The 16,235-nt window shown below is 52.7% G+C and carries 12 protein-coding genes; 5 read left to right on the forward strand and 7 right to left on the reverse strand.

From position 1 onward, the window contains the following. Positions 1–267: 267 nt before the first annotated feature. From NP596_RS06470 to NP596_RS06490, 5 genes are all read right to left on the reverse strand, one after another. Positions 268–1,872 carry an HD domain-containing phosphohydrolase gene (locus tag NP596_RS06470; RefSeq protein ID WP_256614467.1) on the reverse strand — a complete coding sequence of 535 codons (1,605 nt, stop codon included), beginning with the start codon at positions 1,870–1,872 and terminating at the stop codon, positions 268–270. A gap of 2 nt (positions 1,873–1,874) precedes the next feature. Next, positions 1,875–3,095, reverse strand: coding sequence for a PP2C family protein-serine/threonine phosphatase (locus tag NP596_RS06475; RefSeq protein WP_256614468.1), 1,221 nt, complete (start codon positions 3,093–3,095; stop codon positions 1,875–1,877). A 2-nt stretch (positions 3,096–3,097) separates the two neighbouring features. Then, positions 3,098–4,324 carry a response regulator gene (locus tag NP596_RS06480; RefSeq protein WP_256614470.1) on the reverse strand — a complete coding sequence of 409 codons (1,227 nt, stop codon included), beginning with the start codon at positions 4,322–4,324 and terminating at the stop codon, positions 3,098–3,100. 13 nt (positions 4,325–4,337) lie between these two features. After that, entirely contained in the window at positions 4,338–5,768 is a 1,431-nt protein-coding gene (locus NP596_RS06485) for a two-component system sensor histidine kinase NtrB (protein ID WP_256614471.1), read from the reverse strand. Between the two features lie 112 nt (positions 5,769–5,880). Further along, positions 5,881–6,384 (reverse strand): outer membrane protein assembly factor BamE, encoded by a 504-nt coding sequence (locus NP596_RS06490; RefSeq protein ID WP_256614472.1) that lies wholly within the window; start codon positions 6,382–6,384, stop codon positions 5,881–5,883. A 114-nt stretch (positions 6,385–6,498) separates the two neighbouring features. Between NP596_RS06490 and fur the strand changes: the two genes are divergently transcribed. The 3 genes from fur to lolD are packed head-to-tail and all read left to right on the forward strand — an operon-like array spanning position 6,499 to position 8,844. Continuing rightward, positions 6,499–6,915: a ferric iron uptake transcriptional regulator gene (gene fur / locus NP596_RS06495; RefSeq protein ID WP_256614474.1), complete on the forward strand. Its 417-nt coding sequence runs from the start codon at positions 6,499–6,501 to the stop codon at positions 6,913–6,915. An 11-nt stretch (positions 6,916–6,926) separates the two neighbouring features. Further along, a complete protein-coding gene (locus NP596_RS06500; RefSeq protein WP_256614475.1) occupies positions 6,927–8,174 on the forward strand; it encodes a lipoprotein-releasing ABC transporter permease subunit in 1,248 nt (415 codons plus the stop codon). After that, complete coding sequence (gene lolD, locus NP596_RS06505) at positions 8,167–8,844, forward strand: lipoprotein-releasing ABC transporter ATP-binding protein LolD (protein WP_256614476.1); 678 nt, start codon at positions 8,167–8,169, stop codon at positions 8,842–8,844. The genes NP596_RS06500 and lolD overlap by 8 nt, the downstream gene beginning before the upstream one ends. Positions 8,845–8,999: 155 nt before the next feature. Here the strand turns inward: lolD and NP596_RS06510 are convergent, their stop codons facing one another. Continuing rightward, the gene (locus NP596_RS06510; protein ID WP_305891699.1) at positions 9,000–10,130 is read right to left on the reverse strand and encodes a methyl-accepting chemotaxis protein; all 1,131 of its coding nucleotides are present in this window, start codon (positions 10,128–10,130) and stop codon (positions 9,000–9,002) included. Between the two features lie 80 nt (positions 10,131–10,210). Then, positions 10,211–12,436 carry a putative bifunctional diguanylate cyclase/phosphodiesterase gene (locus tag NP596_RS06515; RefSeq protein WP_256614477.1) on the reverse strand — a complete coding sequence of 742 codons (2,226 nt, stop codon included), beginning with the start codon at positions 12,434–12,436 and terminating at the stop codon, positions 10,211–10,213. A gap of 384 nt (positions 12,437–12,820) precedes the next feature. Between NP596_RS06515 and NP596_RS06520 the strand changes: the two genes are divergently transcribed. Both NP596_RS06520 and NP596_RS06525 read left to right on the forward strand, forming a co-directional pair. Beyond that, the gene (locus NP596_RS06520; protein WP_256614478.1) at positions 12,821–15,451 is read left to right on the forward strand and encodes a PAS domain S-box protein; all 2,631 of its coding nucleotides are present in this window, start codon (positions 12,821–12,823) and stop codon (positions 15,449–15,451) included. After that, the gene (locus NP596_RS06525) at positions 15,444–16,085 is read left to right on the forward strand and encodes a response regulator (RefSeq protein ID WP_256614479.1); all 642 of its coding nucleotides are present in this window, start codon (positions 15,444–15,446) and stop codon (positions 16,083–16,085) included. The genes NP596_RS06520 and NP596_RS06525 overlap by 8 nt, the downstream gene beginning before the upstream one ends. Positions 16,086–16,235: the final 150 nt, after the last annotated feature.

Raw genomic sequence — 16,235 nt, forward strand, 5'->3', positions numbered from 1 at the left:
AGCCGTCGATCCGGTCAATCGACTGGACAAGGGAAAACAGCAAGGCAAAGCCGGTAATTCTGAAAGCGCTTATACAGGACGTGTGCAGTGCGATGAGTATTTGGGAACAAAAAAAAACGCATCGCTCGGTTCAATTTGAAATCGCCGAGCATACGCGAACGGCTTTGGACGACTGGATTGCAGCCGCAAACCTGAAATCAGACCAAACGCTTTTCACCAGCCGATTAAATGGATCGCAGCACCCGCATTTAGGCAGGCCGGAAGCCTTTAGCCAACATCCGCGTATTGCTCGGCGATTTGCTGAAACTCGTCTTCGATGGCCAAAAAAGCCGCGACGATGCCGGGGTCGAAATGCGTTCCGCTGCCTTCCAAAATGATGGCCTTGGCTTGCGCGGGAGGGAACGGCACCTTGTAGACGCGCCGGCAGGTGAGGGCGTCGTAAACATCCACCAAGGCCAATATTCTGGCCGCCAATGGAATGGCGTCGCCTTTTAAGCCTTGCGGGTAGCCGCTGCCGTTCCATTTTTCATGGTGGCAATAAGCGACGTCCATGCCGCATTGAATAAAGCTTTGCGAGGGATATTGATCGTACACCGCCCGCAGGGTGTCGCCGCCGATGGCGGCGTGGTTTTTCATGATTTCAAATTCTTCGGCGGTCAAGCGGCCGGGTTTTTTCAGGATCGCATCGGGTATGCCCACTTTTCCGATGTCGTGCAGCGGGGACGAGCGGATTAAATCCTCGGTGAATTCCGGCGTGACGTTTTCCCGGTAAGCGGGGTTATTGGCCAAGGCCCGGCAAATCAGGCCGCAGTATTTTTTCAGCCTCAATAGATGGGCGCCTGTTTCCGGGTCGCGGTATTCCGACAATTTGGCCAGGGCGGTAATGATGGCGTCCTGGGCTTCTTCAAAAGCTTCCCGGTGCCAGTGGCTCTGTAAGGCCGTGGTGGTGACATCGACGATACCGGCCAAAGCATCCAGTATGTCGGCTGAAAACGCCTTGGGCTCGCCGGCCAGATTCAGTAATCCCAACACCCCCTTTTTGCTGTGCAACGGCACCGACATCAAGGGCGGGCCGGGAAAAAAACGCTGGTCGAAGTCGCCGATCGGCAGCCGCGAGGCCGGCTGGTGCAGCCAAATTTGTTTATTTTGCAAAATATTGGCCATAAGGCCGGGCGGACACGCGGAGAGATCGCATTGCGCCGGTTCCGGGCTCATGGGGTGGTGGCGGGTAAAGCGATGGTCCAGATGCGGGCTGAGCCATAAGCTCATCGATTCGATGCGGGTCAATTCGGTTACGGCGGCGATTAGCGCCGCAATGACGGTATGGGAATGCGTCATGCGCGCCAGATTGGCAACGTGCCGGTATTGCAATTGCAAGGCACGGGTTTTTTCCGCCACCAGTATTTCCAGCCGGTTGTTTAACAGATTCAGTTCCTGATTGGCTTGTTGCAATTGCGCCTGCAGCAATCGCTCGGACATCCGCAAACGATATTGTTCTAAACCGTCCGATAGGGTGTCTTGCAGAATCTGTTTGGGGCAGGGTTTGTTCAGAAAGCGGGAAATATGGGCGTTATGTAAAGCTTCTATCGCCAGATCCAGGTCGGCGCGTCCGGTTAGCATGACTAAGACGGATTCGGGTTGGCGGCGATAGACGGCATTTAAAAATTGCACGCCGTCCATGCCGGGCATATTGTAATCGGAAACCACCACGGCAAACGGCCCTTGCTCGGTTAAGGCCGCTAAACCGGCCGCGCCGCTTTCGGCGACGGTAATGTCGAATTCCCGCCTAAACTGCCGTTTAATGCTTTTCAGTAATAAAATTTCGTCATCGACAAACAAGATTTTCTGGCTAATGTCGGCTGATGGGGACATAACTACTCCAAGGCTTTGCAAATCCGCGGCAGGTTTAATTCGAGTAAGGCGATGTCATCGGATTGCTCATGTGAGTGTTGGTGCCGTCTTAGCCGGGCCATCACAAAATCGACCCGGCTGCCGCCGGCCGGAGTGTCCAGTAAGGCGTCCCGTAAACGCCGGTCGCCGAACGGGACCATGCCCGCGCCCAATTGTTCGCTGAGGCCGTCGGTGCACAGAAACAGATTTTCGATCTCGTTCAGCGGGTAGCTGCCGGCGGTTCCCGTAAAGTTTTGTTCGTGGCATACGCCCAGCGGCAGATTATTGGACGCCATGCTTTGAACAACACGGCCGCCTTCATTTAAAAAATAGGCATCCGGCATGCCGCCCTGCCAAAGCGTCAGCCTGCGGCGGGGTAAGTCCAGTTTGACCAAGGCCGCCGCGCAAAATAATCCTATCGGTAATTTACCGCGCATTTTAGCGTTAATGCGGGTTGCCAGTGTTTCTATGTCGGGCTGTAATTGGCAGGCGAGCTCGAAACAGTCGGCCACCAGCAAAATGGCCAAGGCCGACTGCAAACCGTGTCCGGTTAAATCTCCCAGCATCAGATAAAAAGTTTGCCTGTCCCCGCCGGTATAGGTAAGCAAAAAATCGCCGCCTACTTCCGCTTTGGGGAAACATGCATAATTCAAGCCGTCCAACCGGTCGTGTTGGTAGGATACGACATTGCCGTAGACGGTTTTAGCCATGTTCAGCTCGTGTTCCAGCAGGTATTTTTGTTTTGCCAATTCGACGTTGCTGGCCGCCAGCGCCAGATTTTTTTGGGTTAATTCCTGTTCGGCCAGCCGTTTGTCGATGATCAGGCGATATTGCGCCAGTGCGTCGAGTACCACTTTTTGCATTACGGCGGCCGGGCACGGCTTGGGCAGGTATCGGAAAATCGCGGTTTCGTTAATGGCCCGGATCGAGACGTCCGGATTGAGATTGCCGGTCAGCATGACCTGCACCGTGTCGGGCGATATTTCCAGGGCGCGTTTTAAAAGCGCAATGCCGTCCATGCCGGGCATGATGTAATCCGAAATAATCACGGCAATTTTAGCGGGGCCGGCCAATGCCTTTAACGCCAGCTCGCCCGATAGAACGGTAATGATTTTGTATTTTCGCCCCAAGGTGCGCTCGAATATATGCAGTATGTTGGCATCGTCATCCACGCAAAGAATGGTGTCGGGGCTGATAACCGGCATGTTCATGTTTCCTCGGCGTCCAAGCGAGCGATTACTTTATCCGCCAGAATTTGCCATTCCGGCAAACGGTCGATTTTATCGATGCGTTGTAAATATTGGGTATCGAGGGCGATATCGAACAGGCGGCCGCATTCTTCCATGACGGCGGGTTTTAATAAACAGGCGGCAACGTGAACGGCCGTCAGCGCGCTGACGCCGTTATAAGCGGCATCGCTGGGGGTGTTTTGCAACAATATGGATTCGATGATGCGAGGCGGGATTTTCCAAAGGCTTAGCAGATATGCGGTGGCTTCGGAACGGGTAAAACCGAAAATTTGGGTTTCCAATTCGCTGACGGGGGTGTTGGTGTTTTTTACCTGTTCCAGCAGCGTTTTGATCCGATCGCCGCCGCGGGATAGAAAAATCAATAAACCCATGTTGTGCAGCAGGCCGCCCAGATAGGCTTGGTCCGGCCTGTCCTGTTGTTGCCGTTCCGATATCGAGATTAATTTTGCCAGTTCGGCCACCCTGGCGGCGTCTTTCCAGAGATAATGCATGTAGCGTTCCATTAGCGGATCGGTTACCGGAAAGGCCGTTTTCAGATGCACGGACAGCACCAGATTGCCGAGTTTCTTAATCCCGACCATGTTGATGGCGTCGCTAAGGTTCGACACGATCCGGTGCAATCCGAAATACGCCGAATTCACCAATTGCAGCAATTTGGCAGACAGCACCATATCGCGGGCGAATATCTCGGCCAGTTCATTGACAGTGGTGTTGTCATTGGCGATGGCGGCATTGATTTCGTGATAGATTTTCGGCAGGCTGGGCAACTGGTTGGGGTCGCCTATGCCTTCCATGATCCGAGGGTTTTTCAGGCAGTCCTGAATTTTAAAGATTTGGGCGATGGTCTCGCGCAAGGTCTCCGCGTTGCAGGGTTTGATCAGATGCTGATGGGCGACTTCCAATGCGCATTTTATGGTTTCCTCGTCCGCGTAGCCGCTGAGGATTACCCGGATCGTGCCGGGATATAACTTGCCGACTTGCCTTAATAACTCGTTACCTTGCATTTCCGGCATCAGCATGTCGCTGATGATTAAATCGACCGGGGTGTGTTGCATCAGTTGCAAGGCTTGGTTGCCGCTTTGAGCGAAAAATAATTGCCATTGCTCCCGGTAGGGGCGCAGCTGCCGCCGAATGCCGTTGATGACATTTTCATCGTCGTCGACAAACAGGATGTTTTTTTTCATGGCCTTGTCCACGCTAAGCAAGATTGAGCGGCAGCAAAATATGGAACGTAGTGCCTACCCCCGTTTCGGACTCGAAAAACAATTGGCCGCAGTGTTTTTCAACGATGATGCTGTGCGCCAAACTAAGCCCCTGGCCGGTGCCTTTACCCACCGGCTTGGTGGTGAAGAACAGGTTGAACACTTTATCTCGTATCGGTTTGGGGATGCCGGCGCCGTTGTCCAGGATTTGTATTTCAACTTGTTCGCCGCGTTTGCGGGTGGTGACGCGTATCAGGCCGGCGTCGTTTTGAGATTCTTCTATCGCATGCGCGGCATTGATAATCAGATTGAGAAATACCTGATTGAGTTGATTGGCATAACATTCGATGCCGCCGATCTCCCCGTCATAATCGGTTTCCACTCGGGCGACATATTTGTAACTGTTGCGGCTGATAGTGAGCGCGCTGTTGAGCGCTTCGTGCAGGTTGATAAACTGTTTGCTTTGAGCCGATTCCATATGGGAAAAAGCCTTCATGGCCTTGACTATTTCCGCCACCCGCTCCACGCCTTCAAGGGACTGCTGAATGGCTTGCGGGCTGTCTTCCAGAATGAATTGAATGTCATGTTCTTCGGCCAGCTTATCCGTCCGGGGTTTTAAAGTGTCCGGTATCAGCCGGGCGACGGCTTGGTGGTAAGCCGTAATATCCGTAAAGTTCTGGCTTAAGGCGGACAAATTATCGCCGATGTACTGGATTGGCGTGTTGATTTCATGGGCCACGCCGGAAGCCAGTTGGCCGATGGCTTCCAGTTTTTGCGCCTGTATCAACTGGTTTTGCAGCGTTTTGGTATCGCTGATATCGTCGATTACCCCCGAAAAATAAATCGTGCCGTTAATATACATCGGGTTCACCCGCAAGAGGACGGGGAATATTTGGCCGTCCTTGCGGCGTGCTTCCACTTCGCGGCGATTGCCGAGAATGGTGGCTTGCCCGGTTTGCAAATAGCGGCGCAGATAAGCGTCGTGTTCCGCCGCCATGGCAGCGGGCATCAAACAGTTGACGTTTTTGCCGATCAATTCATCGTGATCGTAACCGAAAATCTGTTCGGCGGCGTTATTGAAATTGGTGATGGCGCCGGCGGTGTCGATCGTGATAATCGCGCTGGCCGCCGTGTTCAAAATAGTATTGAGCTCGGTGGTTTTGTGTTCCAGCCGGTCTATTTTTTGTTTGAGCAGCAGGCTGGTTTTGCCGAGAATAACCCCGAAAAAACCCAATACCAAAGGCGCGCTCCAAATGATGTATAAGGTAAAGTGGTTACGGTGCAGGGCAATCAGGTTGCGCCAGTTTAGGCCCAGGTTTTCATGCCAGAGCAAAAGAGCGATCGTGATCGCGGGAAAGAACAAGCCTAGCGATGCGGCAATCAGGATGGAAAAACAGAATGGGCGGCGCTGCAATACGTAGAGCATGGACTTGTCGGGTGGGAAAGAACCGGTTCAAGTCTACTAAAATTTTATGGAAATGCTCTCTTTTTCGGCTGAGTTTTGCGGGAGCGGGCGCATTAATAGAATCCGCGCGGATTTATTCGGTCAACAACTCGGACGGTTTGTTCTCCGGTTTAGCCGGAATATTGCCGGCGTCCTCGCCGCCGAACAGGCCGGTAATCTTTTCCCACATGGTTCTATCCAAATTGCGCTTGGGTACGTCCACGGTGGTTTCGGTGGATTCCTTGACGACCGGCAATTGGCTGGGCCGGAAATCGCCTTGCACGCCGACCAGATTGTCGCCGTCGAAATAGAGGGAAATACGTTTTTGTACCCGGGCGTCTCCGCCGGGCTGCTCGGAATACAAATAATCCCAGCGCCGTTCGTGGAAAGTGTCGGTCAACATCGGCGAACCCATGATGTACAACACCTGCCGCTTGCTCATATTGGGGCGTAACTGGTCCACCATGGCTTGATCGATCATATTGCCTTGTTCTATATCGATGCTGTACACGCCGGGCAGGTTGGTGAGAATAGTTTCGCAGGCAGTCAGCAGCGTCAGCGAAGCGGCAACGGCCAGCGGAAAAACGGTTCTTTTCATGGTTTGCGGTGGATTCCGAGCAAAAAATAGAACTGCATTATCCCATAATTCTCGCAGCGGCTTGGGGCAAAAAACGCTACAATGGCCCGCTACTATGAATAATGAGTAAAGGCTATGGAAACACAGGAATTACGCAACGCCGGCTTGAAAGTCACCTTGCCCAGAGTCAAGATTCTGGAGATTCTTGAAAAACAGGAAGATGACCGGCATTTATCGGCGGAAAAAGTCTACAAAATTCTGCTGGCGGAAGGCGAAGAAATCGGTTTGGCCACGGTTTACCGAGTCCTGACCCAATTCGAAGCCGCCGGTTTGGTGAACCGGCATCATTTCGAAGGCGGCAACTCCATTTTCGAGCTCAACAAAGGCAGCCACCACGATCATGTCGTCTGTATGAAATGCGGCAAAGTCGATGAATTTTCCGACGAACTCATCGAAAAACGGCAGATCGAAATCGCCCAGCGGCTGGGTTATACATTAGTGGAACACAGCCTGTATCTTTACGGCTACTGTGCCGATTGCCAGAAACCCTAATCGCTTATTGCATGTTTAAACCTCTGATACTTTATATCGGGCTGCGCTATACGCGCGCCAAGCGCCGCACGCAATTTATTTCGTTTATCACGCTAACGTCCATACTCGGCATAGCCTTGGGCGTTACCGCGTTGATCACCGTATTGTCGGTGATGAACGGCTTCGAGGCCGAATTGCGCGAACGTATTTTGGGCATGACCGCGCACACCACCATTACCGGCCGCTACGGACAATTGGAAGACTGGCAACATCTGGCGGAACGCACCCGCACCCTGCCGCATGTCGAAGGCGCCGCGCCGTTTATCCAAGGCCAGGTGATGGTCAATGCCGACCGGCAGGTCAGCGGTACCCTGGTGCAAGGGATTTTGCCGGACTATGAGCCCAAGGTTTCCGAAGTAGGGGACAAGATGAAATTCGGCAAGTTGGACGACCTGAAAGCCGGCGAATTCGGCATTATTTTGGGGGCGGAACTGGCCGGCCACTTGGGCGTATTCATGGGCGACAAGGTCACCGTCATCACGCCGCAGGTCAATTCGACGCCGGCCGGCATTTTGCCGCGCTTGAAGCGGTTTACCGTGGTCGGCGTGTTTCAGGTGGGCATGTACGAATACGACCGCAACATGGCGATGATCCATCTGGACGACGCCGGTAAATTGTTCCGTATCGAGCCGGCCGTGTCGGGCTTGCGTCTGAAACTGGACGATCTGTTCAATGCGCCGCTGATTACCCAGGACATCGCCGATGCGTTGGGGCATGAGTATAAGGTCAGCGATTGGACCCAGGCCCACAGTAATTTTTTCCGGGCGGTACAAACCGAAAAACGCGCCATGTTTATCATTCTGTTGCTGATTGTGGCGGTGGCCGCGTTCAATATCGTCTCTACCTTAGTCATGGTGGTGACGGACAAGCGCGGCGATATTGCCATACTGAAAACCCAGGGGCTGACCAATCTTTCGGTCATGGGCATTTTTATCGTGCTGGGTTGCGTGATCGGCAGCGTGGGCACCTTGCTGGGTACCGCGGGCGGCATTGCACTGGCGTTGAATGTGGAAACCATTGTGCCGGCGATTGAGAAAGCCTTTGGCGTGCAATTCATGGCCGCCGACGTCTATTACATCAGCGAAGTGCCTTCCAAACTGATCTGGGGCGACGTGTACTGGATCGCTGCCACCGCATTTTTCCTGTCGCTGCTGGCCACCTTATACCCCGCCTGGCAGGCCTCGCGTATCAATCCGGCCGAGGTGTTGCGTTATGAGTAAGCCCGTGATTTTGGAATGCCGCCAGCTCACCAAGCGCTTCGTACAAGGCGATTTGAATGTCGAGGTGTTAAAAGGCGTGGATGTGTCCATCCATGCCGGACAGCGGGTGGCCATTATGGGCGCCTCCGGTTCCGGCAAAAGTACCTTGCTGCATTTATTGGGCGGGTTGGAAAAACCCAGCTCGGGCAACGTGATTTTGGACGGTTCGGATTTGAACAAGGTCGGCTCGGCCAAATTAAGCCGATTGCGCAATCGATCCTTGGGGTTTATCTATCAGTTTCATCACCTGTTGGGCGAGTTTACCATTCTGGAAAATGTGGCCATGCCGTTGCTGATCGGCAAACGCCCGATCAAACAGGCCCAGGAACAGGCGGCGGAACTGTTGCAGCGGGTTGGCTTGGGTCACAGGATCTTGCATAAACCCGGCGAACTGTCCGGCGGCGAACGCCAGCGCGCGGCGGTGGCCAGGGCCTTGATCAACAAACCCAAATGCGTGCTGGCAGACGAACCGACAGGCAACCTGGACAGCAAAACGGCGGATCAGATATATCAGTTGATGCTGGAATTGAACCAGGAATTGCACGTCAGCTTTCTGGTGGTCACCCACGACCCGGAGCTGGCCGGCCGCATGGACCATGTGTTGCATATGGAAGATGGGTTGATTGTTTGAGGTGCGTAAATTTAGAAAATCAAACGTAACGGTCCGCAAGTAACCGCGCCCCGTCCGCCCCAATCGCTTTCAAGGTAAGTTTCTACGCGATCGTTAGTAACGGCCGCTCGATGTTCCGGGTAAGGTCCGCGATTTAGCGTATCGTTGCGCTTGCATCATTGATACTTAGTATAGCTATTGATGCCCCAGCCTCCAAAAAGCCGTACGTGGTTTTGCGGTATTTGCCGGGGTTGCTCGTCAGCGTGCATTTCGTGCTCGGCGAATATGGGGGAACTTTTAAGTTTTTTCAGCATGTCGGCATTGTCCAGGGGCTGAATATTATCGACCGATTGAATACTGTATAGCAGATAGTTCGGAAAATTATCGATGTTCGTTTTAACGTGGTTCAAGGTTTGACTTATCCGGTCCTGGAACTGGAACGCTACTATCGATTCCGCCAAATCCTTTTGCATCGAATTGGCCGCCTGGGTAAGTTGTAAACTGGCTTGGCATTGTTCGTCGAACAAGCGATGCATCTCGTCCAGCACCGCTTGAATACCTGTATTGGCGCTGGCGACCGTGTTGGTTTCACGTTGCGCCGCTTGCTCCGCCAACGTGCAGGCGGCGCTGATCGCGGCATTGATCTCGGTAACTTTAATGCCGATATGTTTGCCTGTATTACCCGATAGTGTGGATAGTTTTCTAACTTCATCGGCTACCACCGCAAAACCGCGTCCGGCCTCGCCCGCTCTAGCCGCTTCGATGGCGGCATTCAAGGCCAATAGATTGGTTTGATCGGCAATACGCGCCACTTCCTTGGCCATGCCGCTCATTTCATCGATAAAGCCAACCAGAGTACGGATCGATTCCAGCATCGCCTGTTTGTCTTGCAAGGCTTGGTCCAGGCTGGAGACTAAGTTATTGAGCCGGTCTTGACTGGTATCGAAGATGCCTTGATCGCCTTGGCTGAAAACGGATTCGGTCAGGGCCATGCTACCGTCAAGGCTATGGCCGATCGCCGTAAAGCGCTGTATCAAGTCATTAACAGCGATTTCCGTTTGTTGCGTGGAACTTTCAATTAACGACGACCAGACGGGAATGATCTCCCTACCGAAGCCGTGCAGGCTTTCAAGGAAAGCATCCACGCCAATCAATTTTGCTTTCATGTCAGGCGCATTCTTTGCCGGCTTAAACCGGTTGTTCAGGCTTTGCTGCTGCTTATCGCGTAACCACCAGCCGAAACTACCGCCTAAAATACTGCCGATGAGCGCAGTGCCTAAATAATTGGCCACATCGAGTATATCCATTTGATTCTCCTGGTTAACGTACTGGTTATTCCGACACCGACCGAGCGGAGACGATAATTGACTTAACGGCTATCGCTAGACTATGACCGATGGACTTCTCCGATGGCGGGTTCCGGCTTGGCCGACAGCAAGGCCAAAAATTCGTTGGCGGGCAAGGGTTTGCCTGTCAGATAGCCTTGCACTTGGTTACAGTCGTGCATACGCAAAAACTTTAATTGCTCTTCGGTTTCCACGCCTTCGGCAATCACTTCCAGCCCCATGCAGTGAGCCATGGCAATAATGGCTACTACAATGGCGGCATCGTTAGGGTTGTTTGCCAGATCGCCGACGAATGAACGGTCAATTTTTAAACGGTCGATGGGAAACTGTTTCAGATAACTCAATGAGGAATAGCCGGTGCCGAAATCGTCGATGGCTAGGCGAATACCCGATTTTTTCAACGCATTCAGAGCGGTAAGCGTGTCTTCGGCTTGACGCATCACCAGGCTTTCCGTCAGCTCCAGCTCAAGGAAGCTGGCATCGATAATAGTGTCACTCAGCACCATGGACGCCAAATCGGTGAGCTGGGCGTGATTGAACTGGTGGGCCGATAGATTGACACCAACACGCAAGGCGTGGCCGGCGCGATGCCAATTTTGACATTCGGCCCAAGCCTGTTTTAACACCCATTCGCCGATGGGGACTATCATGCCGGTGTCTTCGGCCATGGGAATGAATTCGTCCGGTGCGATCAGTCCTTTTTGCGGGTGCTGCCAACGAATCAGGGCCTCCGCGCCATCGATGGCGCCTGTTTCGAGATTGAATTGCGGTTGGTAGAAGAGACGAAACTCGTGGTTGTCCAGGGCATGGCGTAATTGCCGCTCCATTTCGATGCGCTGGATCGAGTAATTTTCCATGGTGGAGTGGAAAAAATGCAGACATTTGCGGCCGTTGTTCTTGGCGCTGTACATCGCCGTATCCGCATGTTTCATCAGCATCGATGGGTTATTGGCATCCTCCGGAAAAAAACTGATGCCTATGCTGACCGACACGTACAATTCGCTATTATCCAGATACACCGGCTGGCTGAAGGCCTTTAGAATGCGGCCGGCGGTAATTTCCACATCGGTCTGAAAGGCAAAGTCTTCCAGAATCACGGTGAATTCATCGCCCCCCATGCGCGCCAGCGTGTCGTTCTCGCGCAGGCAGCTTTTCAGCTTGTTGGCGACTTTTTGCAACAGCAAATCGCCTTTGGCGTGGCCGAAGGTGTCGTTAATATATTTGAAATGGTCGATATCGATAAACAGCACCGCGATGTCCGTTTGATTGCGTTTGGCGCGCAGTATCGAGGCGTTTAACCGATCGTGAAACAGATCGCGATTAGGTAAACCGGTTAGTTTGTCATGGTAAGCCAGATAATTGAGGCGGGCTTCGGCCTCTTTTTGCTTGGAAATATCGATAAAAATACAAATGTAGTTTTGCAACTGGGTATGCTCGTCGAGAATCGCCGAAATACTCAACCATTCCGGAAAAATTTCGCCGTTTTTGCGTTTATTCCAGATTTCGCCTTCCCATTGCTTGTGCCTATGCACCGAATGCCATAAAGCCTGATAAAAATCCTGGCCATGCCGGCCGGATTTGAAAATGCGCGGATTTTGCCCGATCAATTCTTCCGGCTTATAGCCGGTGATGCGGCTGGCCGCATCGTTGGCGGCCAGAATGCTCCCGGTGGTATCGGTGATGAAAATGCCTTCCAGGGAATGGTCGAATACCGCGGCCGCCAGTTTCAAGCTGCTTTGCGCATGTTCCTTGGCGACGAAGTTACGCAGCATGCCTAAAGCAAAACCGGCGTGTTGCGCCGCCAATTGTAATAAGGAATGATGTTTGCTGTTTTGCCTATTGCCGGTGGCAACGGCCAAGACGCCCATGCAGCGGTTTTCCAGCGTCAATGGGTAAAGATCGGTTTGCAGGGTCCGTACATCGGGGGATAGATTTTCGAACAAGCGGCTGTTCAATTCGATCAAACCGCCGGGCAAACTGGCGGGCGTCAGCGTATCGATGCAATCCTTGATGGCCGGATGGTTTGCTAACGTATCGCTGCAATCCAGTACCAAGCCTTTGATCCGGTCGGCTTCGTTACCGGCGGCGCCGAATACGGTCAGTTTATGGTCTTGGTTAATCAGCCCGCCCCAGATTAACGGCGCGTGCAGCGAGGCCAGCAATTTGTCGCACAGTTTTTGCAGAACGGAAGATTCGTCGGTATTCCATGTCATTAGAATGTCGTGGATATCTAATAACGCCGCCATGTCAATCGGTTCTAGTTTCATGGAGATATGCGGAATGCCCTCGTAAATCGTATGAAAATCTTACAGGGAGTGCGTCGATAATTAAATTAGAAGGGTTCTCTAATTTTTGTAGGAATAAACTCTTTTAAGGTAAAAAAATCCTACAAATCGAGAGGATGCTGAACAAATGCCGCAGGCTGTGAAATACTCTGTGTAGGGGATAGGGTGGGTTTGTAACTGCCGATGGTTCGCGCGGCAAAGTAAGGAAAATCCCACATTTATCGAGATCGCTTGTTTCCTTGACTGGAACCGGTGATCGATGGCCGCCTTGGAAAATCGCTGCCCAAGGGTTAAGCTTGCCCCAAGTGCAAGCAAATGGACCTGTAGCGGGAATAAAACCAATGCAGACAAGTAGCAACTGACAATATGCCGAAAATACTGCTGATCGACGATGACGCGGATGAGCGGAAGTTGACCCGCCGAACCTTGTCCGATAACTCTTCGGCGTTTGAAATCATTGATATCGCCACGCGGGCACACTATCGGAACGCGCTGGAACAAGGCGATTTCAATCTGGTCATCACCGAGTATCGACTGGCATGGACCGACGGGTTTTGCGTATTCGCGGATTTCAAAAACCTGTATCCGACATTGCCGGTGATCATGTTGACGGGCCATGGCGACGAAACGGTCGCCGTTCGGGCCATCAAGCAAGGGATGGCCGACTACATCGGCAAAAATCGGCGCGACACTCTGTTCGCCGCAGTCAGGCAGGCTTTACAACGGCCTTTGGAAAGCCCGCCCTGCCAAAATAAAGCAAGCGGTATTTTGTGGTGCGAAAAATGGGATCAGGTTATTTCCAAGTTAACCTCAGATTTCGCCTATTCGCTCGGGATTGGGGAAGATGGGCGGCCAACCTTCGAATGGGTTACCGAGCCGTTCAAACGCTTTCTCGATAGCCATGCCCGTTATGGCGAAGCACCCGGTTTGCTGGATCATCATTTCGGACTGACCGTGCATGCCGACGATCAAGCGTTAGCGGATCGCCACGTAGCTGCGTTGCTGAACGGCTACGAAGATATCGCCGAGTATCGAATCGTTTCCAACGGGGGTGAAGTGCGCTGTTTCAGCGACCATGCGCTGCCGATTCGAGACTGGAGTAGCGGCAAGGTGGTGCGGATCTACGGCACGATTCAGGACATTACCTGGCGCCGCAATGCCGAGGATAAACTGCGTTTGATGCAGCGGGCTATCGATAGTAGCAACAATGGCATCGTCATAACCGATCTTGCCGACACCGACTATGCCATCATTTACGTCAACCAGGCTTTTTCGACCCTGACCGGCTACAACTCGGAGGAATTGATAGGGCAAAATTGCCGGATATTGCAAGGCGACAACCGCGACCAGCCCGAGATCGACAACTTGCGGCAAGCCTTGCGGCAACAAAAAGACGGCTACGCCATCTTGCGTAATTACCGTAAGGACGGTAGCGCATTTTGGAATGAAATTTATATTTCGCCGGTAAACGACGGCCACAATCGGGTAACCCATTTTATCGGCGTGCAAAACGATGTCACGGCCCGCATCGAAATGGAGCAGGCCTTGCAGCAAAGCGATCTGAAAATGTCCGCCATTTTCGAACACGTGTCCGATGCCGTACTGATTTTCGACCAACAAGGCATCGTCATACGCGTCAATCCGTCGGCGGAAAAAATATTCGGCTATGGCGCGGGCGAAATGACCGGCGTCGGGTTGGAGCGTTTTCTCGCGGACGCGGAGCGGAAAACGCACGGCCAGTATCTGTCGAATCTGTCGAAGGACGATGAGGAACTGGTTATCGACATACGCGAGGTTACCGCGCTGAAAAAGGATGGCGGCCCATTCCTGGTGGCGGTCGGCATTCATGAGCTCAGGCTGGAAAACAAGCACTTGTTTGTAGCCACCATTCACGATTTGACTGAACGCAAGCGCGCCGAAGCCAAGCTGAAAGCCAGCGAGGAGCGCTATCGAGCGTTATTCGAAAATTCCGCCGAAGCCATTTTGGTCAACCGCGGCGGCGAGCGGATCGAACAAGTCAACCAAGCCTGTTTGAGACTATGGCGTGCCGATACGCCGGAGCAATTGCTGGCAAAAAAACCGTTGGAATTGGTGCATCCGGATTTTAGGGATCTCGTGAATGCTCGGATTGAACGTAATCTCGAACGTGATGCAAGTGTGCCTTCCACGTTTGAAGAAAAAATTTTGCGCCTCGACGGAACCGCGGCCGATGTATTGGTCTCGACCATTCCGGTTGTCGATCAGCAAGGTCCGCTGATATTCGTGCTGCTGGTGGATATTACCGAGCGTAAGGCGGCGGAAATGGCCTTGCGCGATAGTCACAAGCGTATTCAAGACCTATCCGGACATCTGGAGATGGTTAGGGAAAACGAACGAATTCGCATTGCGCGAGAACTTCACGACGATTTGGGCGCGTTTTTGACGGCGCTAAAAATGGAACTCAGTTGGCTGGAACGGCATTTGCCGGACGAGCTAAGGGAATGCCACATTAAAATCCGCTCGATGATCGGAGAAGTCAACGACAGCATTCAGACGGTCAAACGTATCATCACCGATTTGCGGCCCAGCTTGCTCGATCATCTAGGCCTGTTGCCGGCCATCGAATGGCTGGTTGAGAACTTTAGCCAACGTAGCGGTATTCCCTGCTCATTAGAACTGCCCGATAGCAAACCGGCGATGGATACCAATCGTAGCACCGCGATTTTTCGCATTACTCAGGAGGCATTGACCAATGTCCTGAATCACGCCCACGCCAGCAAAGTCGAGATTGCGATCGAGGCCGACGCAAACCGTTTAATATTGACGATCGCGGACAATGGCCGCGGCATGACAGCGGACAGGCAACGTCAAGACGAAAGCTACGGCATTCAAGGCATGCGGGAACGGGCCAATTATTTCGGCGCCGAATTTACAGTGGACGGTCAAGCCGGGGCGGGAACCCGCATCATATTAAAGATGCCGCTAAAGGATAATGAATCGGAGCGAACCGATGATTAGGATCATGATTGCCGACGATCATGCCATCGTCAGAAAAGGTTTGAAGCAAATACTTAACGATGTCGACGACATGGAGTTTTCCGTCGAGGCCTCCAACGGCGACGAGGCTTTTAAGCTCATCAGGGGGGATAATTGGGACGTGATGCTGCTCGATATCGCCATGCCCGGAAAAAATGTTTTGGAGTTGATCCGGTTGGCGAAAATGGAAAGCCCAAGCAAGCCCATATTGGTATTAAGCGCTTATCCGGAGGATCAATATGCCATTAGAATGCTGCGCGCCGGCGCCGACGGTTATTTGAGCAAGGAAAGCGCGCCGGAACAGCTGGTGCTGGCCATTCGTAAACTGGCGAAAGGCGGTAAATATATCAGTAATGATTTGGCGGAAATACTGGTTGCCGAATTAAATGCGTCTTCCAACAAACCCCTGCATCAAAATCTAACGGATCGTGAATATCAGGTATTTATCAGTCTGGCGCACGGTAAACGCCTTTCCGAAATCGCCGTCGACATGTCCTTAAGCATTAAAACGGTCAGTACCTACCGGACCCGCTTATTAAAAAAAATGAATTTATCCAGCAACGCCGATTTAATTCACTACGGTATTAAATACGGCTTATTAACGGGCGGGTGTTGACCGGAGTGGGCCGAGGTGCGTGAATCGACTCACGGCGCCTCGGCTCTCGAAGCGGGTTTTGCCGTCGCCAACGGTAACCTGGACGGCAGCGACCGGATCGTCAAAAAAGCCTGGGCAGCGGTTTGGCGCTATGTCTCCATTCCGCCAATA

This window comes from Methylomonas rivi (assembly GCF_024505165.1).
Lineage (GTDB): Bacteria > Pseudomonadota > Gammaproteobacteria > Methylococcales > Methylomonadaceae > Methylomonas > Methylomonas rivi.

Bases quoted from the DNA above. Each gene is read 5' to 3' on its own strand.
- NP596_RS06470 (WP_256614467.1), bottom strand. From the start codon at position 1,872: ATGTCCCCATCAGCCGACATTAGCCAGAAAATCTTGTTTGTCGATGAC.
- NP596_RS06475 (WP_256614468.1), bottom strand. From the start codon at position 3,095: ATGCCGGTTATCAGCCCCGACACCATTCTTTGCGTGGATGACGATGCC.
- NP596_RS06480 (WP_256614470.1), bottom strand. From the start codon at position 4,324: ATGAAAAAAAACATCCTGTTTGTCGACGACGATGAAAATGTCATCAAC.
- NP596_RS06485 (WP_256614471.1), bottom strand. From the start codon at position 5,768: ATGCTCTACGTATTGCAGCGCCGCCCATTCTGTTTTTCCATCCTGATT.
- NP596_RS06490 (WP_256614472.1), bottom strand. From the start codon at position 6,384: ATGAAAAGAACCGTTTTTCCGCTGGCCGTTGCCGCTTCGCTGACGCTG.
- fur (WP_256614474.1), top strand. From the start codon at position 6,499: ATGGAAACACAGGAATTACGCAACGCCGGCTTGAAAGTCACCTTGCCC.
- NP596_RS06500 (WP_256614475.1), top strand. From the start codon at position 6,927: ATGTTTAAACCTCTGATACTTTATATCGGGCTGCGCTATACGCGCGCC.
- lolD (WP_256614476.1), top strand. From the start codon at position 8,167: ATGAGTAAGCCCGTGATTTTGGAATGCCGCCAGCTCACCAAGCGCTTC.
- NP596_RS06510 (WP_305891699.1), bottom strand. From the start codon at position 10,130: ATGGATATACTCGATGTGGCCAATTATTTAGGCACTGCGCTCATCGGC.
- NP596_RS06515 (WP_256614477.1), bottom strand. From the start codon at position 12,436: ATGAAACTAGAACCGATTGACATGGCGGCGTTATTAGATATCCACGAC.
- NP596_RS06520 (WP_256614478.1), top strand. From the start codon at position 12,821: ATGCCGAAAATACTGCTGATCGACGATGACGCGGATGAGCGGAAGTTG.
- NP596_RS06525 (WP_256614479.1), top strand. From the start codon at position 15,444: ATGATTAGGATCATGATTGCCGACGATCATGCCATCGTCAGAAAAGGT.